Origin of the sequence: Micromonospora sp. WMMD1102 (assembly GCF_029626265.1) — a bacterium.
In the GTDB taxonomy this organism is placed as follows: Bacteria; Actinomycetota; Actinomycetes; order Mycobacteriales; family Micromonosporaceae; genus Plantactinospora.
Window position 1 is genome coordinate 1692331 of the sequence record NZ_JARUBN010000001.1, and the last position, 20917, is coordinate 1713247.

A 20917-nucleotide genomic window follows, 5' to 3' on the forward strand; every position below is an offset into this window, starting at 1 on the left:
TGGAGGGAATCCGAGCATGAGTCATCGACCCGGGGCCACGACCCGTCGACGCGCCGCGTTGCTGCTGGCGCTGGCGGCGATCTGCCTCTCCGTGCTGGTGGACGGCCGAGCGGCAGGCGCCCAGCTGCCGGTGGCGGCCCGAGCCGGGACCGGCACCAGCCTGACCGCCACGTTGCTGCCCAGTCCCGAGCGGGCCGACCGGTCCCGGCTGGCCGTGGACTGGGCGGGCGACGCAGGCGTACACCTGCGGGTCAGCCTGACCACGGCGGGGCGCACGTCCCGGTTGCTGGTCGCCGACCAGCCCCTCTCCGCCGGGGCGAACCTGCTCGGTCTGGCGCTCCCGGCGAACGCGGCGGGGACGTTGCGGATGGAGGTACGCGGCAGTTCCGGACCACCTCTGCGCATCCTGACCGAGGACCTTGCCGCGCTGCGCGCCGAGTCCGCCTTCGCCTGGCGGTCGGGCGTCTCCGCCGCGCTCCCGGGACTGATGGTGGGCGGCTCCTTCGACCAGGCCGGCGCCGTGCCGGCCAACGACGTTGCCCGGTGGGACGGCAGCGCCTGGTCGGCGTTCACCGGCCCGGGCGGCAACGGGACCGACAGTCAGGTCAGTGCCATGACGGTCTTCAACGGAGACCTGATCGCGGGTGGTGCCTTCGTCTACGCGGGCGGGAAACTCGTCCGGGGCATCGCCCGCTGGGACGGCACGGACTGGCAGCCGCTGACCGGTTCCGCCGGCACCGGTGTGATGACCTACCTGCTGGACTTCGTCAGCAGCCTCCAGGTCTTCAACGGCAGCCTGATCGTCGGCGGCCAGTTCCTCAACGCCGGCGGTCTGCCGGCCAACCACATCGCACGCTGGGACGGCACCGAGTGGCACACCCTGACCGGTCCGTCCGGTACCGGGCTGAACAGCGCCGCCGTCTGGGACCTGACCGTCCACAACGGCGCCCTGATCGCCGGCGGCGGCTTCACCGAGGCGGGCGGGGTGCCGGCCAGCCGGATCGCCCGGTGGGACGGCAGCGCCTGGTCGGCGCTGGCCGGTGGCATCAACCCCGGTGAACTCAACGGCTCGGTCGCGTCGCTGGAGAACTACAACGGCAACCTGGTCGCGGCGGGCTCCTTCGACACCGCGGACGGTGTGCAGGTGAACAACATCGCCAGGTGGAACGGCAACGCCTGGTCGGCACTGACCGGGCCGTCCGGCACCGGCCTGTCCAACTCGGTCCGGGACATGGCCGTCTACCAGGGAACGCTGGTGGTCGGCGGGGAGTTCACCCACGCCGGCTCGCTCGCGGTGAACCACGTCGCGCGGTGGGACGGCAGCGCCTGGTCGGCGTTCACCACCGCACCCGGTACGACCCTGAACAGCACCGTCTACGCGGTCACCGTGCACTACGGCGAGCTGATCGTCGGTGGCGGGTTCACCCAGGCGCTCGGCTCGCCGACCGACTACCTCGCCCGGTGGACCGGCACCGGTTGGGCGAGCCTTCCGGGTGGCGGCCCGAACGGTTGGGTGGCCGAGCTGTTCAGCCTCTAGGGGCGGCTTCGCGGCAGGTCAGCCCTGCAGCCGCGGATGCCGTGCGGGACCTCGGACGACCGGGTGGGTGCGGTACGACGCCCCCGCCCGGTCATCCCGGCTGGTCGCTTGGTCACGCCGGCTGGTCGCCCGGTCACGCCGGCTGGTCGCCGGTCGACTGCCGCTCGGGTCAACGGTCAGAGCCCTGCCGCCTCGTCGTACCGGCGGCGCAGGCTGGCCATCTCGTCCTCGTCCAGCGACTCCTTGAGCGCCAGCTCCTCGTACTTGTCCGGGAACATCTCCCGCAGCCGGTCGACGAACCGTACGTTCTCGGTCGCCTCGACCACCTGGATGCCCGGCGGCTCGGTGTTCATGTCCACGATCACCGGTCCGGCGAGCTTGACCGCCCAGTCCCACGGGCGCTTCTGCTCGGCGACGCCGCAGAGGTGGAAGCCGTAGACCGTCTTCACCTCGGCCAGCGTGCTGACCTCGCCCGGCTCGAAGCCGTAGACGCGGACGCCGCAGATGATCGCCGGCTTCTTGCCGTCCTTCTCGGCGGTCGCCTGCTGCACGTTGTGGCCGGCGTGCTGGTGCTGCCCCGGGTCGGCCGACTCCAGGGTGGTACGCAGCCGGGTCATGATCTGCCCGCGGAGATCCGCCGGCTTGGCGTCGGAACCGGCCGTGTTCACCAGTACGACCGTGCCGGCCGACACCGCCAGCAGGATGACCGCCACCCACACGAAGCGGTTGCGGTACCACCCCGCCAAAACGTTCCGGGTACTCATGATCGTGTCTTCTCTCGTCGCCGGGTTGCTGCTGCGTTGGCATATCTCGTCGGACGCGCCGACCCGGGCTGGGCGGGAGCGTTGCCGTCGTCGGTTGGAATCTGGCCCGGCGAACGCAGCGCGGATCCGGCGTCGTGACTGCGTCGTGCTGGCGGCGCGCTGCCGGCGCTGCGGTGCTCCCGTGCTGGCCGTTCCCAGTGCGGTTGCCCCCGCACTGCGGCGATATGAACCATTCCAGCACGGGCCGGCCCGCCCCGGCAACATCGACGATCCTCAGCGGCGCCCCGGACCTCGTCGGGCGCGTCCGGCCGCACCGCCGGGACCCGGTGGCGCGGCTGCCTCGCCGGCAACCGGTCGGGCTCCGCTGGTCGGGAAGTGACCACGGGCCTTCGCGACACGTACCGCCACCGGTGGGTGACGGGTAGCGGTGAGCGGGTGTCGGGTCGGGGACAGCAGGTTTTTTCGCCGTTCCGGCCAGGCGTCCTGCCCGGTACCCGGTGCCCGGCCGGCAACTCCGTTTCCGGGCCGGTTCTTCCGGCTCTCGGTGGAGTTGTTCCGTCGGACGATGTCGCAGCTTGCGACCTTCTTCCACCCTCCGATCCAATTTTTCCGCCGTGGTGCGAGTCGCGCCTCCGGTGCACAGAACAATGCGTCGGTAAATCGGAACAAGCACGGACTTCTGGCACGTCTTGACGAATCCTCCTCACTTGCACATGATCCCTGAATCGAGGAGATCAGTGGGCGGCCCAATGGTGTCCGGTAAACGCTGCTCTCGACGTGACCATCGAAAACCCCGGGCGGCGTGCGCCATCGTGTGTCGCTGTCCGGCGTAGGCAAGGAGGCCGACAATGGCTGGGAAGAAGAGAGATCCGGATACCGGCTCCGGTGTGGAATCGTCGGAGCGGGGGCGGGGCGCTGCCGGCGCCGCCGTCGCCGGAATGCTGCTCGTCGCCGTACTCGCGTTGTCGATGGTCTGCATCGTGTTGTTACTGAAAATAGGGGTGCCGTTGTGGCCTGCGGTGGTGGTCGTGGTCGTCCTCTGTCTGCTGGCTGTCGTGGTGGTTCGCCGGGTGACGGTGCCAGCGTCGGGTGCGGGGCGCGACGGCTGGGCGGGTCGGCTGCTGAAGCTGCTGGTGCTGCTCGGAGCGGGCCCGGGATCGGCGGGTTGAGCTGCGACTTCACGGCTCGATCCGACTGGGCCGGCGAAGCTGCGGCGCGGCCCGGTCACCGGTCCCGAGGACGGGTTGAATGGGGGCCTTCCGCTGCAACGGAAGACCCCCGCCCGATTCCGCTGGACCCATGACGAAGGCCGAACCGGGAACCTGTGACCGGCTGACCACGTTTCGTGGAGACCTTACAGTACGTAGCCGAATGGCGACAGGGCCTCCGGGATGGTTTTGCGAATGCACGTGCACGGGAACAAGTGAAGCATTTTCGGATTGATCGACAACTTCTTGACGGTGCGAATGTTGTCACGACACATAGGGAGTGACCGATTTACCGCCGGATCGCGGCCGAGGTTTTGCTTTTTCCGGACTAGCCTCGGCTGCCCACTGATGGGATGATCCGAATTGTCGTTCGAGATCATCCGGGATCGGCTGCAACCGTCCCGGACGGGGAATGATCTCCAACGATGGTCTGAACCGCTGGACCCGGCGGGTGACGCAGCACGTCGGTCATGCGTTACCCGCCCCTCGAAAGGCCTGAGCGTGCACGACAACGACTGGCACCGTCGCCAGCAGCCGACCGACCACGGTTCCGATCCCCGACCGCGCGGGCTCGCCCGTCCACCCGGCCAGCCCGGTCCGTCGGGCCGGTCCGATCCACCCGGCCAGCCCGGTCCGTCGGGCCGGTTCGGTCCGTCGGGCCAGCCCCGCCCGGCCGGGCACCCTGCCCCGGCCAGCCTGCCGGCCAGCGGGGCGGGCGGCATTCGCCGACCGCGTACCGACGGGACCAGGACCGGACGGCCCGGCAATCCGGTACTCGGGTTCGGGCCGGTGGCCGAGCTGGCGCGGTTGCTCCGCAAGGTGCACGAGGACGCCGGCGAGCCGCCGCTGGATCAGATGAGAATCGGCCGCAGCAGCAGTACCCCCACGTTGTCTCGGGCCTGGAGCGGTCAGGTGCTGCCGACCCGGGAGTGTGTGGAGGCGTTCCTGCGCGGTTGTCGGATCACGGGCGGCGACATCCACGACCGGGTGCTTCGGGGGTGGGCGGAGACGTCCGAGGCGGTCAAGGCGTTCCGGCCGGAGCTGGCCGGCTGCGAGACCGGTGCCGCCCTCGTCGACGCGGTGCTCACACTCGCCCGGAGTCAGGTGCTCACCTCTGCCGACCGGCGGCTGCACACCGCCGAGCTGGCCCGGCGGCTGGCCGAGGCGGCCGGCAGCGTCGTCGGTGAGACCAGGAAGGACCGGCGGAAGTGGACCGTCGAGGCGATCGGCGAGGCGGAGATCGTCGCGGAGTTCGTCGACCGGACCCGCCCGCCGACCGAGCGGGTACTGGATCACGTGATCTTCGCCTGCGGCGGGATCGACGCGGACGTCCGGCATTGGCGCAAGCATCTCGGCCGGGTACGCGAACTGGAACGCGAGCGGCACGTACTGGCGACCCTCGGGTCGCCGCCGCACCCGTGCGGAGGGTCCGGCCCAGCGCAGCGACCCCCGTTGCCGTCCCCGGCGACAGTGGTGCCCACGACAACGGCTTCCGTAACGACACCGGTGGCGGCAGCGCCGACGACGGCGGTGCCCGTAGCGACGGCGGCGCTGCCCGTAACGACGGCGGCGCTGCCCGTAACGACGGCGGCGTCCGCAGCGACGGTGGCGTCCGCAGCAATGGCGGCGGGTGCGACGGCAGCGGCGTGGCCGCCCGGGACGGTGCGGCCGTCACGGGTCCGACCGAGGTGGGTAGGCAGCGGCTGGACCCGGCGCAGGGTGCTGACCGCCACCGTGGCGGGGGCCGCCGGGCTGGTGGTGCTGGGTGGCGGGGGAGTGCTGCTGGCCACCCGGCCCGACGGTACGACTCCGGGCATCGGCCGCGCACCGTCCAGTCCACCGGTCCAACCCGGGGTACCCGTGCCCCCGGCCGCACCGGCGACCGCGCAGGACTGGCTCGGCTACCTCGCCGAGCTGGTCCGGCAGGGCACCGACGACCCGCCGGTCGGGCGGTACGCGTACACCAGGATCCGGCTCTGGTCCCGGGAGACCACGCCGGCCGGACGGAACGAGGCCGCCACCGTCGAGGAGGAGCGGCTCTGGTGGGCCGGGGACCTGTCCGGGCTACGGGTCGTGGTCCGTACCGACGGGGGCGTCGAGCGACGCACCTCGCACCCGTTCCCACCCGGTGAGCTGCCGATCGTCGTCCCGTCCCCCTCGACGGACCCGGCGGTCCTGGCCGGACAGCTCGACGAGGTCCAGCCGCCGCAGGTCGGGCCGGTGGGTCGGCTGCGGGCCGTGGCCGACCTCAACATGTTCCATCCGCTCGACCGTGCGCAGCGGGCCGCCGCGCTGACCGTGCTCGCCGGAACGGCCGGCCTGACCTACCGGGGCACGGTGCAGGACCGGGCGGGACGCGGCGGCATCGCGATCAGCGCCGACATCGCCGAGAGCGGCCCGTCCGGCGAGCGGGTCACCCTGGTGTTCAGTACGTTGACCGGTGAACTGCTCAGCCAGGAGACGAGCAGGCTGCCCGGCCCCGAGGGCCCCGACCCGACCGACGGCGCCACGAGCGGCTACGTGCTCTTCCTCGAACGGACGCGTACCGACCGCCTCGGGGGTTGAGCCGAGGGCGCCGATTTCACCGCACGCACCGCTGTCACTTTTACGTCACCGGGCACCCGGGCACTGTGGCGCACCGCTGATTCACGGCATATTCGCGTACCCGATCGACCGCGATATCGCCGCGAACAGCCCTGACCTGGCGGCGGACCTTGCCCGAGGGCGGGCAGTCTAGAAGGCCCGTGCCACGTTCCGATTTCCGACAGCTATTCACTCACGTCATTCGACTGTGTCGAGTGGCGATCACGGACCCCGCGTTCCTACTCTGGGAGCAGCGGTGACAGCGGAGAGTGTTGATACGGCTACCTAGTCGTCCGGCGTCGTCGAGGCCCTCCGGGTGACCGCGGCACCGGTGTTGCCCTGTCATGCAATCACCCCCGTGAGGTCGTCCATGACAACAATTGTCAGACGTTGCTCAGCCGTCCTGCTCACACTCGTCGGCACCGCAGCCGTCGCATTTTCCGTTCCGCCGGCCGTGGGCGCACCGGCCCGGTCGGCCGATCTCCCGAAACCGGTCTCCGAATATCTCGCCGCGCACCCCGGTGGCGTGCTGCTCGACGACAACGAGATCAGTTACGCCGGGGGACGGTTCGTCGTCGCCCTGACCCGGCCCGCCCATACCCGGGCCGCCGTCGCCGACTGCCCGCAGGGCTGGTTCTGCTTCTACGACCGCACCAGCTACGGCTATCCCCGGGGCAGGCTCTCCGACTGCGGCCGGCAGGACCTGGCCGCATGGGGTTGGCGGTACCGGGTCGAATCCGCGCACTACAACCTCTCCAGCGGGTCGGTGGCGTTCCTCTACAGCGGCAGTCGACTCTTCTCGGTCGGCGCCGCCGCACGGGCCCTCGGCGACGTCGCGCCGTACCGGAACTGGGCCACCCACGTGCACCGGTACTGCTGAGGCGTGTTTCGTAAGCCGGGCTGGCTCGCGTCGAGGTCACGGCGTGGCGGTGATCGACAACTGGAGAGTCTCCGGTATCTGGTTCTGCGACCAAGCAGGAACTTCATACCGGAGACCTCGTGCCCAGCGTGGCGGTGACGAGGCGGCACGACCTGACCGACAGGCAGTGGGCTGCTCCGGCCCGCTGCTGCCTGCCGCACCGGGAACGGGTCGGCCGCCGAAGCGGAAGAAACGGCAGCGGGATCGGTCAGTGACAGGGCGCTGGGGTGGGCGTGGGTCCGGTGTCCCCGGTCCCGAGGGCGTCGTCGTGTCCGGCATCGAGGCGGGGCCACTGGCCGACAGGGCGGCCGGTCCAGTCTGGCGTGGGTGTCCAGGCAGGCGCGCCGGCGTCGGTGCGGACGTTGGTGCAGGCTTGGGGCCAACCGGCCGGCGAGTCCTCCCAGGACTCCTGACGCCCCCAGACGGTCAGGTCCATCATCGCGTAGTTGTAGTCCATCGCCTGCACGCCGCGTCGCGTCGTCCAGTAGGTCTCGAAGACGCGGTCGCCGTCGCGGGCATAGCTGACCAGGTGGAACAGCCCGAGCTCGCGGCCGGGGAGCAGCGCCTCGAGTGAGGGTTGGGCGGAGTACCAGGGCATGGTCCAGCCCATGAACTTCCGGTACCGCCGGCTCGCGTCGTAGGACTCCTGTGCGTCACCCGGCCCGTAGGCGGTGTTGCGACCCTGGAGGAGGACTGCGAAGGTGATGTCGCGTGAGTGCAGGCCCGACAGTTCGGCGACCTGGTTGGTGTAGTAGGTGCAGCCCTCGCACTGGTCTGCGGCCGGACGTCCGGGCCACCACATGAAGTAGTAGGCCAGCAGCTGGCGGCGTCCCTCGAACGCGTCGAGGAGCGTGGTCGAGCCTTCGGGGCCGAGCAGCTCCGAGCTGCCGTCCACTTCCACCATCGGCAGCCGACGACGGGCTGCCGCGATCGCGTCCGCCTCGCAGGTATGTGCCTTCTCCCGTCGGCGCAGCTGCTGGATCTGGGCCTCGTATGCCGCCCGGTGGGTGGTGGGCGGTAGGCCGGCGTCGTGGAGAGCCGTGGCGCGCGTGCTCATCAGAGGTCCTCCGCAATCGCCTTGATGTCTGCGAGACGCCGCTCCCACTCGCTGCCGATGGCGTCGAGGCGGCGTGCGGTCGCGCTCAGCTCCGCGCCGAGCACCTGGTAGCGAATCTCGCGGCCGACCCGGACCGGTTTGACCAGCCCGACCCGCTGGAGGATCTCGAGGTGCTTGGTGATCGCCTGACGACTGACGGGCATCCGGGTTGCCAGCGCCGAGGCGGAGGCAGGGCCCTCGCCCAGCGCGGTCAGGATGCTCCAGCGGGTTTCGTCGCCCAGCGCGGCGCACACGTGGACCACCGTCTCCGAGGTCACCGTCATCACCGGGCCTCGAGCGCGCCGACGAGCCGGTCCAGCTGCTCGTCCCAGCCGAGACGGTGGCTGTCGAGATCGGCGGCGGGGTCGGCAGAGGTCTCGAACCCTGTCTCGACCACGGTGAGCTGTGTGTCGCCGCCCACCGGCTCGAGGGTGAACGTGAACACCGTCGAATGGCCATGGTCGAGCTGACCCGGCACCGGTTCGGCGCCCTCGCTGTTACACCACCGGTAGGAGACCATCCGTGGCCGATCCATCTCTTCGACGCGGATCGGGATGGCGGATTCGTCCGGCCAGACGATTGTGCCCTCGGCTCCGGCTCCGGCTCCGGCTCCGGCTCCGGCTCCGGCTCCGGCTCCGGCTCCGGCGCCGTCGCCGTCGCCGACGAGCACTGTGTGCCCGAACCAGCGGGAGATGTGCTCGGGTTCGGTGACGGCGCGCCACACCTTCTCGACCGGAGCGGCGATCCGGATCGTACGTCGCACGGTGAAGGTGTCGTGGTCGACGATGGACAGCGGGTTGTCGGTCATGTCGCGGGTTTCCCTTCTGCTCGAATTCGATTCCTAGGCGGGGACGGGCTCGACTGCCCGCCGAGTGTCCTCCAGGCTCGGCGGGACCGGGTGGTGGAGTCGGCCGGTGGCGACGGCGACGGCGACAGCCGTCAGGGCAACCACGGCTCCTGCGAGGACCGCGGCGGGAATCCCCCACTGTCCGATCGCGACAGCTCCGACCATTGCGCCGATGGCGTCACCACCACTGGCCGCAGACGCCGGAAGCGAGGCCGCCAGCGCCGCTCCAGGCCCGGCGAGGCTCATTGTTCGGGTCTGCAAGGCCGGTGCGAGTCCCATGGCGAATGCTCCGATGCCGATCACGGCGACCAGCGCCACTCCCGCCCGGGCGCCGGACAGGTACATCGCCAGCAGCGAGATCGTCATTCCGAGACACCCCAGTTTCAGCGTGCGCTCGGCGTGGCTATCGGCCAGGCGTCCCCCCGCCGCCGTGCCGACCGTGGTCGCCACCCCGAAGGCGATCAGGAATCCCGTCACCGCAGTCCCGGAAACCCCGGTGACGTCGCGCAGATACGGCACGAGGTAGGTCAGTGTCGACTGGACAGCCACGAAGACCAGGCCGCACAGCACCAGTACCGCGAGCACTCGCGGCGCGAAGGCATGACGCAGCTGGGTCCTGGCACGACTCTCCCGCACCGAGGGGACCGAGGGGAGTACCAGGTAGATGGCGAGGAACACTCCGGATCCGAGGATGACGAGTCCCGCGAACGAGGCACGCCACCCGAGGGTCCGGCCCACCAGCGCCCCCAGCGGAAGGCCCAGGGCACTCGCGGCGGCGAACCCGGAGATCACGGTGGCCATAGCGCGGCCGGCGCGATCGGCCGGCACGATGCCTGCCGCCGTGGTCAGCGCAGCAGCAATGAACAGACCCTGGACCGCGCCGACCGCGGCGCGGGCGACGATGAAGAGCGAGTAGTCGGCGACCAGCACGGGTACCAGGTTGAGCAGGACGAAAGTTGCGGCCGCGCCGAGCAGGACCACTCGGCGGTCGAGCGATGCCGTCAGCAGAGCGAGCAACGGGCCGCCGAGCGCCACGCCGAGGGCAAAGGCGGTGATGAGCACCCCGGCGGCCGGGAGCGACACCGCAAGGCCGACGGCGACCAGATCGATGATTCCCATGACCAGCATCTCCGCACTGCCCATCGCGAACGCCCCAGCGAACAACACGACAAGAACCATGCCGTGACCACCGAGGTTGCCTGTCGGGTGTGTGAGGTCTGTGCGAGAGCTCATGCAACCAATGTATTGCAGTTTGCCGTGACATGCAACCGATTGATTGCAGGTGTGCGACGGATAGGTGTTGTAGCCGTTCAGCGTCCAGGTTTAGGGAAGGTCGAGGCCGTGGTAAGCGCCCAGTGGGAACCCCGTGGGGTTTCACCGCTGTCCTCGGCGAACCCGTAGGGGTAGACCGGCTGGTGCGGCTGTGGGGCACAGCCGATCGAGCGTTCCGGCTCGCCTGGGCCAACGCCTGCTGAGAGTTGCGCGGGAGGGCCTGTCGAGCCCTCGATTCCCTGCTGCGGTGGCGCGCTTCGGCTACTCCGAAGCAACCGCGACTTCCGGGTGCTGTGGTCGGCTCGCGCCGTCTCCGTGCTCGGCGACTCCCTGGGGCTGGTGGCTCTGCTGTCCGTCAGTCGTCAGCCGTCTCCCGGCGCCCGTCAGCCGCCGGGCGCTGGACCGGAGGGCGCCCGGTGACCGGTTACCAGGCTCCGGACGGCGCCGGCCAGGAACAACAGCGCCGAGGGCAGGAACGCGACGCCGAGGCCGCCGAGGGCCAGCAGCAGGCCCCAGCCGCCGATCGCGACCGCGGCGACCAGGTCGAGGTACCCGGCCAGGCGTGCGGCGAGCTGCTGGGCCAGTGCCGGCAGGGCGGCGGCGAGCACGGGTACGCCGAGCAGCACCAGCGCCGCCGCCGCACCGGAATCCTCGACGGTGAGCGGTGCGAGGACGAGCGCCACCAGCACCGTGATCACCAGCCCCGACCAGCGGACCAGCCGCTGCCCCTCGCCACCCCTACCGGTCAACACGAGTACGCCGACCGCCAGTACGGCGACGAGCGCACCCGACGTCGCCGCCAGGATCAACGCCATGGCCCTCCAATTCGACAGGCAAGGATCATTCTCCCAGCACCGTCCGTGTCCGTGGTACCAGGCTGGTCTGACGACGATGCGCTCCGCCAGCGGATGATCACGCAGTATCTCGCCGACCTGGTCTGACGTCCTCGTCACCAATGAACGCACCGTCGCACTGCTCAGGCGCCGATTACGGCATCATCGGACCATGCCACTCTCGCTGCCCATCGACGCCGAAGCCAACGAACTGCTCCGGCGGGACCCGCTAGCGCTGTTGATCGGAATGGTGCTGGACCAGCAGGTCAGCATGGAGAAGGCGTTCGCCGGCCCGTACGAGTTGGTCAAGCGGCTCGGGCACGTCCCGGACGCGGCCGAGTTGGCCGGCTTCGATCCGGAGGCGCTGGCCGCGATCTTCGCCGAGCGGCCCGCCCTGCACCGGTTCCCCAAGGCCATGGCAGCTCGGGTGCAGGAGGTGTGCCGAGCCCTCGTCGAGCGGTACGACGGTGACCCGAGCCGGCTCTGGTCCGGGGCCGAGGACGGCCGTGAACTGCTGAAGCGGATCACCGGGCTGCCCGGCTTCGGCAGGCAGAAGGGGCAGATCTTCCTGGCTCTGCTCGGCAAACGCTTCGGTGTGCAGCCGCCCGGCTGGCGGGAGGCGGCCGGCGACTACGGGCTCGACGGCGTCCACCACTCCGTCGCCGACGTGGTGGACGAGTCGTCCCTGGCCAAGGTGCGCCAGCACAAGCAGCAGATGAAGGCCGCCGCCAAGGCCGCAGCCGCCCCGGGCTGATCCGTCGTGTCCGCCGGGCTGTGCCGTCGTGTCCGGCGAGCCTCGGCGGGGACTGGCTCGTTGATTGAGGAGATCGTCGACACTCAGGGAGCGACGCAGTGGCCCGGAAGGTTCTGGTCGGCGTAGGCCCGGGACCGCCGGCTCCGGTCCGGGTGCGCCCCGGACCACCGCGCCGAACCGGTGGGCCGACGCCGCATGGCTGATACGCCGATCGATCCGCTCCTGCGTACCGAGGCCAGTTCGCAACGGGCCACCTTTCTGGAACTCTTCCTGGACCTGGTCTTCGTCTTCGCGCTCACCCGGGTCTCCCAGCGGCTGGTCGAGGACTTCACCAGCGATCAGGGCATCCTGCTCTCCGAGGCCGGCCAGACCCTGCTGCTCTTCCTGGCGCTCTGGTTCATCTGGGCCTCGACGGCTTGGGCCACCAGCACCCAGGAGCCCGAGACGTTGGCCGTGCAGGGCGTCGTGGTGGTGACCGTGGTGTGCAGCATGGTGGTGGCGGTCGCCCTCCCGGAGGGGTTCGGCGACCGGGGCCTGATCTTCGCCGGCGCGTACCTCGCGGTCCAGTACGGCCGTGTCGGGTTCTTCCTGCTGGCCACGCGGGGTCGGTCCGTTCCGGGCGACCCTGATACGCCGCGTCGGGTGCTCTTCTGGGCCGGGATGACCACCCTGCCGTGGCTCGTCGGTGGACTGGCCGGTGAGAACGTCCTGCGGGGGGTGTTCTGGAGCATCGCGATCGGCGTGGACTACCTCGGCTTCACCCTGGGCTGGCCGACGCCCCGACTCGGCCGGGCACGCCACGGGGGGCAGCCGTTCGCCGGGGAGCACCTGGCCGAGCGCTACCAGCAGTTCCTGTTGATCGCGCTCGGCGAGCTGATCCTGGTCACCGGGATCAGCTTCAGCAGCACCGAGGGGGCCGCCTTCACCCCGGCCAGGAGTGCCGCGCTCGGGCTGGCGCTGCTGACCACGGTGCTGCTCTGGCGGATCTACTTCTACCGGGCCGGGCACGTACTACCGAACGCGATCATCCAGGCGCGGGATCCGACGCGGCTCGGCCTGGCCGCCGCCTACACGCACCTGGTCATGATCGCCGGCATCGTGCTCACCGGGGTCGGCTACGAACTGTCCATCACCCACCCGTTCGGGCACACCGCGCCCGCCTGGCTGATCGCCATCCTGGGCGGTCCCGCGCTCTTCCTGGCCGGTCGGGCCGGTTTCGAGTTCCAGGTGTTCGCTCGGGTCTCCTGGACCCGGGTGGCCGGCCTGGTCCTGCTGGCGGCGTCTGCGGTGGTGGTACCGGTGACGACCCGGTTGCCACTGCTGACCGTCGCCGGCGTCACCGCAGCGGTGCTGCTCGGGGTGGCCCTGTCCGACCTACGCCGGGCATGGGGACAGTCGCCCGAGCAGCCGGCGCCGCCGGTCTGAGGCAACGGGAGACAGCCCGGTCGCCCCGTTGGCCGGCAGCCGGTCCGGAGCGCGCCCGGCTGCCACCGGTCCAGCCGGTTCGGTCGGCGTTCGGTCGGCGGCCGGTTCAGGCCGCCGTCGGGTGGGCGAGCGCGGCCAGTGCCCGGCGTACGTCGGCCAGCGACACCGTGGCCGAGTCGTCCAGGTCGGCCAGTCCTGCCTCGATCCACTGCCGCATCAGGGTGGTCACCCCGATGCCGCGCGCCTCGGCGGCCGAGCGGACCCGTTCGTAGGTGTCCAGCGGCAGGCGTACGGAGCGGCTGACCATCGGCACGTCGGTGTCCGGGGTGGGCAGTTCGACCGGCTGCGCGTCGTCGATCAGATCCGCGAGTTGGTCGTCTTCGGCGTGGAACCGCTTGACGGCATCGTCTCGGTGCATCGTCACCGCCTCCTCCTCGTCTCCGTGCTCGATCTCGTGATCGATCCCGGTCTCCTGGTGCGCGATCCCGGGCCCGCCTGGTGGGACGGACTCATCGCCGGCGCCCCCGGATCGCCTCCTCGTAGCGCTTGGACTCGATGTCGGTCAGGTCACGCGCGGAGAGGATGTCCCAGTCGTTGTCAACTTGATCGGCCTCGGCCAGCAGGATGGCCAGTCGTCGTCCGCGCCGTGCCATGGCATAGACGATCATGACGTCGTCGCCGAGGTGCCGGATGACCCGTCGGGCGCTGTGCAGCGCCTCCCACACCTCGCCGGGGGTGACGTCGTGGACCTTCAGGTTTCCCAGTGCCTCGTCGGTGAAGCTGAACCTGCTGCCCACCCGAGGGAGCGTACCACGTACGTAACACGCGGATGTGACGCGACGAACCCGGCCCGGGTGCCGGCCCGGCGTCGTCGCGCGGTGGAAGGTGCGAGTATGGGAGACGGCATCCCGGGACGGGAGAGTTCCGGGGAGGACCGACCGCATCCCTCCGGAGGCCCGTGGTGAAGCGTCAGGCGTACCAGCCGATCCTGATCACCGACGCCTCACGCAGCCAGGACGACCAGTTGCACAGCCGGCAGCGTCGCTACCTCGTGATGATGTCGGTGCGGGCGCTCTGTGTCGTCGTCGGTGCCATCCTGGTCGGCGCCAAGGCGCCGCTGCTCTGGCTCTGGCTGCCGCTCTGTGCCGTCGGCATGGTCCTGATCCCCTGGCTGGCCGTGCTGCTCGCGAACGACCGCCCGCCGAAGGAGGAGCACCGGATCGGCGCGCGGATGCGGCGGAACCATCTCGACCAGACGCCGCCCCGGGCGCTGCCCGCCGAGGAACGCCCGCACCGGGTGATCGACGCCGAGCCCTGATCCGGGCTGACCGCCCCGATACGCCGAACCGGGCCGGTGATCAACTCCGCTCGGCCGGCGGCCGGGCCCCGAGGGTGCCGACCGCCGCCGCGCCGAGTTCGGCCGCCCGGTCCAGCGCCTCGGCCGGGCTGGCGCCGCCGATCCGGGCCGCCAGCAGGCCGGCCGCGAACGCGTCCCCGGCCCCGGTCACGTCGCGCACCGGCACCCGCCGGGCCGGCACGGAGACCACCGGGCCGCCGCGTTCGGCCCAGACCGCACCGGCGGCACCGTCCTTCACCACCACGTGCCGGGCCACCCTGGTCAGCGTGCGTGCCTGCGCCGCGGGCGTACCCGGTCCGGCCAGCACCACCGCCTCGTCCGCGTTGGCGAGCAGCAGGTCGGCATCGCGTACCCAGGCCAGGAACGCGGGCGCACCGACCCGGCGCAACGGTTCGGCGGAGGCCGCGTCGACGCTGGTGCTGAGGCCGCGCCCGCGCGCGGCGGCCAGCGCGGCCAGCCCGGCCCGGCGCGACCCGGCGTCCAACAGGGTGTACGCCGACAGGTGCAGATGCCCCGCGTCCAGGGTTTCGCCCAGCGCCGCGTCGACCTGCTCCGGAGTCAGCCGGAGGTTCGCCCCGCGCTGGGTGACCATGGTCCGCTCGCCGTCGCCGGCCAGCACGATGACGGTGCCGGTCGGGGCGTCCGGATCCCGGCGCACCGCACAGTGCACGCCCAGCGTGGTCAGCTCGGCGATCCGGGAGCTGCCGGCGTCGTCCACGCCGACGGCGCCGACCAGGGTGACCGGGCAGCCCTGCCAGGCCAGCCAGGCTGCGGTGTTGGCGGCCTGGCCACCGCCGGTGACCCGGATCTCGGCCGAGGTGTCGGAGCCGGGCGCCACCGGTCCGGCCAGCACCGCCAGCACGTCGGTGACGACGTCGCCGACCACGACGATCCGGTGCGGCGGCCCACCCCCGCCCGTCGGCGGAGCCGGAGGAGGACCTCCGGGCGTCATCGCCGGCCGGCGGCGGCCACGGCGATCCGGGCGGCGAGCGCGGCGTTGCGCAGGATGATCCGGACGTTGACCGCCAGGCTGGCACCGTCGGTGGCGGAGTGGAAGTGGGCCAGCAGGAACGGGGTGACCGCCTTGCCGGTCACTGCCTCGGCGGCGAGCCGGGCCAGGCCGTCGGCCAGGGTGCGGTCGTGCAGGGCCGGGTCGAGCTGCTCGTCGGTGGGGAGCGGGTTGGCCACGATCAGCGCGCCGGCCGAGACCCCGTGCCCGGCCCGGGCCGCGAGCGCGGCGGCCACCTGTTCCGGCGAATCGACCGACCAGTCCAGGTCGAAGCCGCCGTCGGTGACGAAGAAGCCGGGGAACCGGCGGCTGCGGTAACCGACCACCGCCACACCCAGCGTCTCCAGCCGCTCCAGGGTCGCGCCGACGTCGAGGATCGACTTCACCCCGGCGCAGACCACCGCGATCGGGGTACCGGAGAGCGCGGTCAGGTCGGCCGACTCGTCGAAGGTCTGCGCCGCCTCCCGGTGCACCCCGCCGAGGCCGCCGGTGGCGAATACCCGGATCCCGGCTGCCGCCGCGACCGCACTGGTGGCGGCCACCGTGGTGGCCCCGTCGGCCCGGGTGGCGGCGGCCAGCGCCAGATCGCGTACGGAGAGCTTCGCCACGCCGTCCGAGGAGGCGAGCCGGGTCAGCTGGGTGTCGTCGAGGCCCACCACGAGGTCGCCGTCGACCATTCCGATGGTGGCCGGGACCGCCCCGTCGGCGCGTACCGCCGCTTCGATCTCGCGGGCCACCCGCAGGTTGTCCGGGCGGGGCAGGCCGTGCGAGACGATGGTGCTCTCCAGGGCGACGACGGGGCGGTCGGCGCGCAGTGCCTCGGCCACCTCGGCGCCGTACCGGATCTGATAATCGGTCACGGCTGACCACCGTACGGGCCGGGGCCGGGGGGTGTTCCGGTGGACCGCTCGGCAGTGACCTGCCAGACTTGACCGTTGGCGGGGTCACCGAGGGAGGAATCGCTGCCGTGAGCACTGAGGTTCTCGAGCGTCCGGAACTGAAGGACGCGGACACCGGGCCGGAGATGTTCCACTACGTCCGGAAAGACAGAATCGCCGAGAGTGCGGTCATGGGGACCTTCGTGATCGCGCTCTGCGGTGAGACGTTCCCGGTCACCAAGGCCGCCAAGCCGGGCTCGCCGGTCTGCCCGAAGTGCAAGGAGATCTACGACTCGATGCGCGACTGAGCCGGGCCGGAGCCGCCCGTCAGCGCGTAACATCCTGCGGTGACCGCCGCAGCCGCCCTGCTTTTCGCCGACCTCACCGGTGTGGCGATCTTCGCCGCGTCCGGCGCCTCCGCCGCCGTGGTGAAGCGGCTGGACCTGTTCGGGGTGGTCTTCGTCGGCTTCGTCGCCGCACTTGGCGGCGGCATCTTCCGGGACCTGGTGATCGACGACGGGCCGCCGCTGGCCTTCGCCGACTGGCGGTACGCGGTCACCGCGACGGTCACCGCCGCGGCGGTCTTCTGGCTACACCCCCAGTTGGCGCGGCTGCGTACCACCGTGCTGGTCCTCGACGCGGCCGGGCTCGGCCTCTTCACCGTCACCGGTACCCTCACCGCGCTGGACGCCGGGCTGCCCCCGGTCGGCGCCTGCATGATCGGCATGTTGACCGGGATCGGCGGCGGCCTGGGCCGGGACCTGCTGACCGGGGAGATTCCGGTCGTGCTGCGCCGGGAGATCTACGCGGTGGCGGCGCTGGCCGGTGCGGTCGCGGTGGTCGGCCTGGACCGGGTCGACCTGGCCGGCCCCGGACCGCTGATGGCGGCGGCGCTCTTCGTCTTCGCCCTCCGGCTGGTGGCGCTGCGCCGCCGCTGGTCCGCGCCGGTCCCGCTGGCCGCTCCGCCCCAGGTTGCTCCGGGCCAGGCTCAGGTTGCTCCGGCCCAGGCTCAGGCTGCTCCGGCCCAGGCTCAGGCTGCTCCGGCCCAGGCTGCGGCGACCGTGACCGCACCGGACCTGGTCGCCACGATCCCGGGGTGCTCGGCGGGCCCATCCAACCAGTCCGGCTCACCGGCATCGACCGATGGCTCAGCTGAGACGGACAGGTCACCGGAGGAGCGTCGGGTCGACGGCTGGTGATGGACGTCAGCCGGAGCACATCGCCAGGTGGCGCAGGGCCGGGCAGCAGTGCCAGCCGGACGGGCTTGCCGCGGCCTCGGCGGAATCCTAACCATTCCGGTCCGGGCCGGCGAAATCCCTTGCTGGGATGGAGCCCCGCGCCCTGGTGATCATCGGGCGTTCGGGTGGGGACAGCTCCGCCAGAACGGTGCGGCTCAGTACGCGAGGTTGAGGTGAGCCCGGTGGTGCTCGCGCTTCTCGATCAGGTCCACGAATCCGAGTGCGTAGTCCGGGCCGGAGATCGCTCCGCCGTCCCGGGGCTGGACGGCGACGTCGTCACCGACCCGGTACGTGCCCAGCCGCTCCCCGCGAACGTGTCCGCCGAACCTGCCCGCCGGGCTGACGAAAACCCAGTCGAGCGTTTCCGGCGTGGCCGGGAGGTCGTCGCTGACCAGCGCCGCCACGGTGACGAGCTCGTCGTGGTACTCGGCCGGGGCGTGGCTCAGATCCGCCACGAAGCGCGGCGCGCCGGCGGCTGGGCGCAATGACGAGAAGCCGCCGACGACGTACAGCGGGATCCCCTCGGCGTCGACGATTCGAGCGATCATGGCATAGACGTCGCGGAAGGAACCGGCCAGCGGACCACGCGGCGCGAGCGCGCCGACCACGACGTCGGCAGTCGAGACGACCGAGGTCAGCGCCGCCTGGTCGGTGACGTCGCCCCGGACATAGGTCACGCCCGGGACGGGGTCGGCCGGAACTGACCGGCTGAACGCGGTGAGCTCGTGACCGCGAGCGGCGGCCTCGGCGACGATGGCCGATCCGGCGTACCCGGTACCGCCGAGGACAGTGATGCGAGACAGCTCTGGGGCTGCTGTGCCGCCGGTGTCGCCTGGGTCCCACGGGGCCGGCTGGTTATGCTGGTACGGCCTTCGCGCTCGTCCGGTCGCGGAGGCGTTTTCGTGTGCCTGGATATCTGGCCGTCGGAGGGGAGTGTTCGCGTGGGAGCCCGACTGCCGGTACTCGAATCGTTCCCCGCGCTGCGGGCCTGGCAGCGCAAGGCGTTGGTGGAGTACCTGCGACGCCGCTCCGATGACTTCCTGGCCGTCGCCACCCCCGGCGCCGGCAAGACCACCTTCGCGCTGCGGATCGCCGCCGAACTGCTCGCCGACGGTACGGTCGAGGCGGTCACCGTGGTCGCACCTACCGAGCATCTGAAGACCCAGTGGGCGGTCGCGGCGGCCCGGGTCGGCATCCAGCTCGACGCCGCGTTCCGCAACGCCGACCTGCACTCCTCGGCGGACTTCCACGGTGCGGTCGTCACCTACGCGCAGGTCGGGATCGCCCCGCAGGTGCACCGCCGCCGGACGATGACCCGGCGGACCCTGGTGATCCTGGACGAGATCCACCACGCCGGCGACTCCCGATCCTGGGGGGACGGGGTCAAGGCCGCCTTCGAGCCCGCCGTACGCCGGCTGATGCTGACCGGTACGCCGTTCCGCTCCGACGAGAACCCGATCCCGTTCGTCAGCTACGAGCGGGGCCCCGACGGCCTGCAACGTTCCCGGGCCGACTCGGTGTACGGCTACTCCGACGCGCTCGCCGACGGCGTCGTCCGCCCGGTGATCTTCCTGGCGTACTCGGGGGAGACCCGGTGGCGGACCAGTGCCGGGGACGAGTTGGCGGCCCGGCTGGGTGAGCCGATGACCCAGGACCTGATCGCCCAGGCGTGGCGTACCGCGCTGGACCCGGCCGGGGACTGGATGCCGCAGGTGCTGCGGGCCGCCGACGCCCGGTTGCAGGTGCTCCGGGCCGGTGGGGTCTCCGACGCCGCCGGTCTGGTGATCGCCACCGACCAGCAGGCGGCCCGGTCGTACGCCCGGCTGATCGAACGGATCACCGGGGAGCGGGCGGTGGTGGTGCTCTCGGACGACCAGGGCGCCTCGGACCGGATCGCCGCGTTCACCGTCTCCGAGCAGCGCTGGATGGTCGCGGTGCGGATGGTCTCCGAGGGGGTCGACATCCCGCGGTTGGCCGTCGGCGTCTACGCGACGAGCGCCTCCACGCCGCTCTTCTTCGCCCAGGCGATCGGGCGGTTCGTCCGGGCCCGTCGGCCGGGCGAGACGGCGTCGGTCTTCCTGCCCAGCGTGCCGCACCTGCTCGGGCTGGCCAGCGAGATGGAGGTCGAGCGGGACCACGTGCTCGGCGGGCCGAAGCGGGGCGACGGGCTCGACGACGACCTGCTGGAGCGGGCGCAGCGCAACGAGCAGGCCAGCGGTGAGCTGGAGAAGCGGTTCGAGGCGCTCTCCGCGACCGCCGAACTCGACCAGGTGATCTTCGACGGGGCCTCCTTCGGCACCGCCGCCCAGGCGGGTACGCCGGAGGAGGAGGAATATCTCGGCCTGCCCGGCCTGCTCACCGCCGACCAGGTTGCGGTGTTGCTGAGCAAGCGCCAGGCCGACCAGTTGGCCGCCCAGCGCCGCCGGAAGACCGCCGAGCCGGTGCCGGCGCCCCGGCCGATGAGCGCGGCGGAACGGCGGGTCACCCTGCGCCGCCAGCTCAACGCGCTGGTCGCGGCGCACCACCACCGGACCGGACTGCCACACGGGAAGATCCATGCCGAGCTGCGCCGCCGCTGCGGTGGTCCGCCGAGCGCCCAGGCCACGATCGAGCAGCTCGAGGAGCGGATCGCCACCGTCCAGACGCTCTGACCGGGGAAAGCCCGCCTGCCGGCTTTCTCCGGGTTGCCGGGGTCGCGCCCGGCCGGCGTCGCCAGCTGTCGCCGCCGGGGCGGCCAGCGAAAGCCGGGACACCAGCGAAAGCCGGGATAGACGACCGGAGGCGCCCGTACGGGCACCTCCGGTCAGTTATGTCCTGGTTGGGTTAGTTCGCCATCAAATCGGCGCCACGCCAGCTGAATTCCGGGTCAACCGCGTACCGAACCGTGATCTTCACGAGATCCTCGGCGTACTTGTTCGCGTGATGGCCACAGAACACCAGCTCGCTCCCACCCGCGAGGGTGATCCGGAGCTTGCCGGCGGCGTTACAGCGGTCGCACCGTTCATCGGCGGCTGGGGGAGCCACCGTCTCGGGCGGCGGCGTGAGGGTCGGGGTCATCGCCTTCCTCCTGCGGTCGTCACCGATGAACACTCTCGTCGTTCATTGCTCACCTATCGTGCAACACCCTTGTGGGGTGTGCCCTTCCCAGTGTGCCCCCGGGGGACCGATGTCACACGTGGTAGAGACAGTGTGCCGTG

The 20917-nt window shown here is 71.3% G+C and carries 21 protein-coding genes and 1 pseudogene; 10 read left to right on the forward strand and 12 right to left on the reverse strand.

Annotated features, from left to right (window positions below; all coding sequences use genetic code 11):
* The first annotated feature begins 16 nt into the window (after positions 1-16).
* Positions 17-1537, forward strand: a complete 1521-nt coding sequence (locus O7626_RS07700) for a hypothetical protein (protein ID WP_278060459.1) — start codon at positions 17-19, stop codon at positions 1535-1537.
* A 176-nt stretch (positions 1538-1713) separates the two neighbouring features.
* On the opposite strand, the gene O7626_RS07705 is transcribed toward O7626_RS07700, so the two are convergent.
* A complete protein-coding gene (locus tag O7626_RS07705) occupies positions 1714-2301 on the reverse strand; it encodes a hypothetical protein (protein ID WP_278060460.1) in 588 nt (195 codons plus the stop codon).
* 848 nt (positions 2302-3149) lie between these two features.
* Here O7626_RS07705 and O7626_RS07710 point away from each other — a divergent pair.
* The 3 genes from O7626_RS07710 to O7626_RS07720 all read left to right on the forward strand — a co-directional run bounded on the left by O7626_RS07710 (position 3150) and on the right by O7626_RS07720 (position 6972).
* The gene (locus O7626_RS07710; RefSeq protein WP_278060461.1) at positions 3150-3470 is read left to right on the forward strand and encodes a hypothetical protein; all 321 of its coding nucleotides are present in this window, start codon (positions 3150-3152) and stop codon (positions 3468-3470) included.
* An 828-nt stretch (positions 3471-4298) separates the two neighbouring features.
* Positions 4299-6074, forward strand: a complete 1776-nt coding sequence (locus tag O7626_RS07715; RefSeq protein ID WP_278060462.1) for a hypothetical protein — start codon at positions 4299-4301, stop codon at positions 6072-6074.
* Between the two features lie 472 nt (positions 6075-6546).
* A complete protein-coding gene (locus O7626_RS07720; protein ID WP_278060463.1) occupies positions 6547-6972 on the forward strand; it encodes a peptidase inhibitor family I36 protein in 426 nt (141 codons plus the stop codon).
* Positions 6973-7219: 247 nt separating this feature from the next.
* On the opposite strand, the gene O7626_RS07725 is transcribed toward O7626_RS07720, so the two are convergent.
* The 5 genes from O7626_RS07725 to O7626_RS07745 all read right to left on the reverse strand — a co-directional run bounded on the left by O7626_RS07725 (position 7220) and on the right by O7626_RS07745 (position 11041).
* On the reverse strand, positions 7220-8068 hold the full coding sequence (locus tag O7626_RS07725) for a DUF899 family protein (RefSeq protein ID WP_278060464.1): 849 nt from the start codon (positions 8066-8068) through the stop codon (positions 7220-7222).
* Positions 8068-8391 (reverse strand): metalloregulator ArsR/SmtB family transcription factor, encoded by a 324-nt coding sequence (locus tag O7626_RS07730; protein WP_278060465.1) that lies wholly within the window; start codon positions 8389-8391, stop codon positions 8068-8070. Before O7626_RS07730 ends, O7626_RS07725 begins: the two co-directional genes overlap by 1 nt.
* Positions 8391-8915, reverse strand: coding sequence for an SRPBCC domain-containing protein (locus tag O7626_RS07735; RefSeq protein ID WP_278060466.1), 525 nt, complete (start codon positions 8913-8915; stop codon positions 8391-8393). The genes O7626_RS07730 and O7626_RS07735 overlap by 1 nt, the downstream gene beginning before the upstream one ends.
* Positions 8916-8948: 33 nt before the next feature.
* Positions 8949-10133 (reverse strand): MFS transporter, encoded by a 1185-nt coding sequence (locus O7626_RS07740; RefSeq protein ID WP_278060467.1) that lies wholly within the window; start codon positions 10131-10133, stop codon positions 8949-8951.
* Between the two features lie 476 nt (positions 10134-10609).
* Positions 10610-11041 (reverse strand): hypothetical protein, encoded by a 432-nt coding sequence (locus O7626_RS07745; protein ID WP_278060468.1) that lies wholly within the window; start codon positions 11039-11041, stop codon positions 10610-10612.
* Between the two features lie 190 nt (positions 11042-11231).
* On the opposite strand from O7626_RS07745, the gene O7626_RS07750 reads away from it, so the two are divergent.
* Together O7626_RS07750 and O7626_RS07755 are read left to right on the forward strand one after the other, a co-directional pair.
* Complete coding sequence (locus O7626_RS07750) at positions 11232-11813, forward strand: HhH-GPD-type base excision DNA repair protein (protein ID WP_278060469.1); 582 nt, start codon at positions 11232-11234, stop codon at positions 11811-11813.
* A gap of 195 nt (positions 11814-12008) precedes the next feature.
* Complete coding sequence (locus tag O7626_RS07755; protein WP_278060470.1) at positions 12009-13238, forward strand: low temperature requirement protein A; 1230 nt, start codon at positions 12009-12011, stop codon at positions 13236-13238.
* Between the two features lie 106 nt (positions 13239-13344).
* Here O7626_RS07755 and O7626_RS07760 read toward each other — a convergent pair whose 3' ends face one another.
* Both O7626_RS07760 and O7626_RS07765 read right to left on the reverse strand, forming a co-directional pair.
* The gene (locus tag O7626_RS07760; RefSeq protein ID WP_278066094.1) at positions 13345-13656 is read right to left on the reverse strand and encodes a hypothetical protein; all 312 of its coding nucleotides are present in this window, start codon (positions 13654-13656) and stop codon (positions 13345-13347) included.
* 91 nt (positions 13657-13747) lie between these two features.
* Positions 13748-14035, reverse strand: coding sequence for a hypothetical protein (locus tag O7626_RS07765; RefSeq protein WP_278060471.1), 288 nt, complete (start codon positions 14033-14035; stop codon positions 13748-13750).
* Between the two features lie 164 nt (positions 14036-14199).
* Here O7626_RS07765 and O7626_RS07770 point away from each other — a divergent pair, with 164 nt between their 5' ends.
* Positions 14200-14556, forward strand: a complete 357-nt coding sequence (locus O7626_RS07770) for a DUF3099 domain-containing protein (RefSeq protein WP_278060472.1) — start codon at positions 14200-14202, stop codon at positions 14554-14556.
* 40 nt (positions 14557-14596) lie between these two features.
* Here the strand turns inward: O7626_RS07770 and O7626_RS07775 are convergent, their stop codons facing one another.
* Together O7626_RS07775 and O7626_RS07780 are read right to left on the reverse strand one after the other, a co-directional pair.
* Complete coding sequence (locus O7626_RS07775; protein WP_278060473.1) at positions 14597-15547, reverse strand: PfkB family carbohydrate kinase; 951 nt, start codon at positions 15545-15547, stop codon at positions 14597-14599.
* Complete coding sequence (locus O7626_RS07780) at positions 15544-16464, reverse strand: pseudouridine-5'-phosphate glycosidase (protein ID WP_278060474.1); 921 nt, start codon at positions 16462-16464, stop codon at positions 15544-15546. Before O7626_RS07780 ends, O7626_RS07775 begins: the two co-directional genes overlap by 4 nt.
* Positions 16465-16571: 107 nt before the next feature.
* Here O7626_RS07780 and O7626_RS07785 point away from each other — a divergent pair, with 107 nt between their 5' ends.
* Both O7626_RS07785 and O7626_RS07790 read left to right on the forward strand, forming a co-directional pair.
* Positions 16572-16790, forward strand: coding sequence for a DUF3039 domain-containing protein (locus O7626_RS07785; RefSeq protein WP_278060475.1), 219 nt, complete (start codon positions 16572-16574; stop codon positions 16788-16790).
* Between the two features lie 39 nt (positions 16791-16829).
* Positions 16830-17432, forward strand: a pseudogene (locus tag O7626_RS07790) (TRIC cation channel family protein); the annotation flags it as partial.
* 443 nt (positions 17433-17875) lie between these two features.
* Here O7626_RS07790 and O7626_RS07795 read toward each other — a convergent pair.
* Positions 17876-18523, reverse strand: a complete 648-nt coding sequence (locus O7626_RS07795; protein ID WP_278066095.1) for an NAD(P)H-binding protein — start codon at positions 18521-18523, stop codon at positions 17876-17878.
* A gap of 138 nt (positions 18524-18661) precedes the next feature.
* Between O7626_RS07795 and O7626_RS07800 the strand changes: the two genes are divergently transcribed.
* A complete protein-coding gene (locus O7626_RS07800; protein ID WP_278060476.1) occupies positions 18662-20371 on the forward strand; it encodes a DEAD/DEAH box helicase in 1710 nt (569 codons plus the stop codon).
* A 172-nt stretch (positions 20372-20543) separates the two neighbouring features.
* Here the strand turns inward: O7626_RS07800 and O7626_RS07805 are convergent, their stop codons facing one another.
* Positions 20544-20777: a hypothetical protein gene (locus O7626_RS07805; RefSeq protein WP_101371992.1), complete on the reverse strand. Its 234-nt coding sequence runs from the start codon at positions 20775-20777 to the stop codon at positions 20544-20546.
* Positions 20778-20917: the final 140 nt, after the last annotated feature.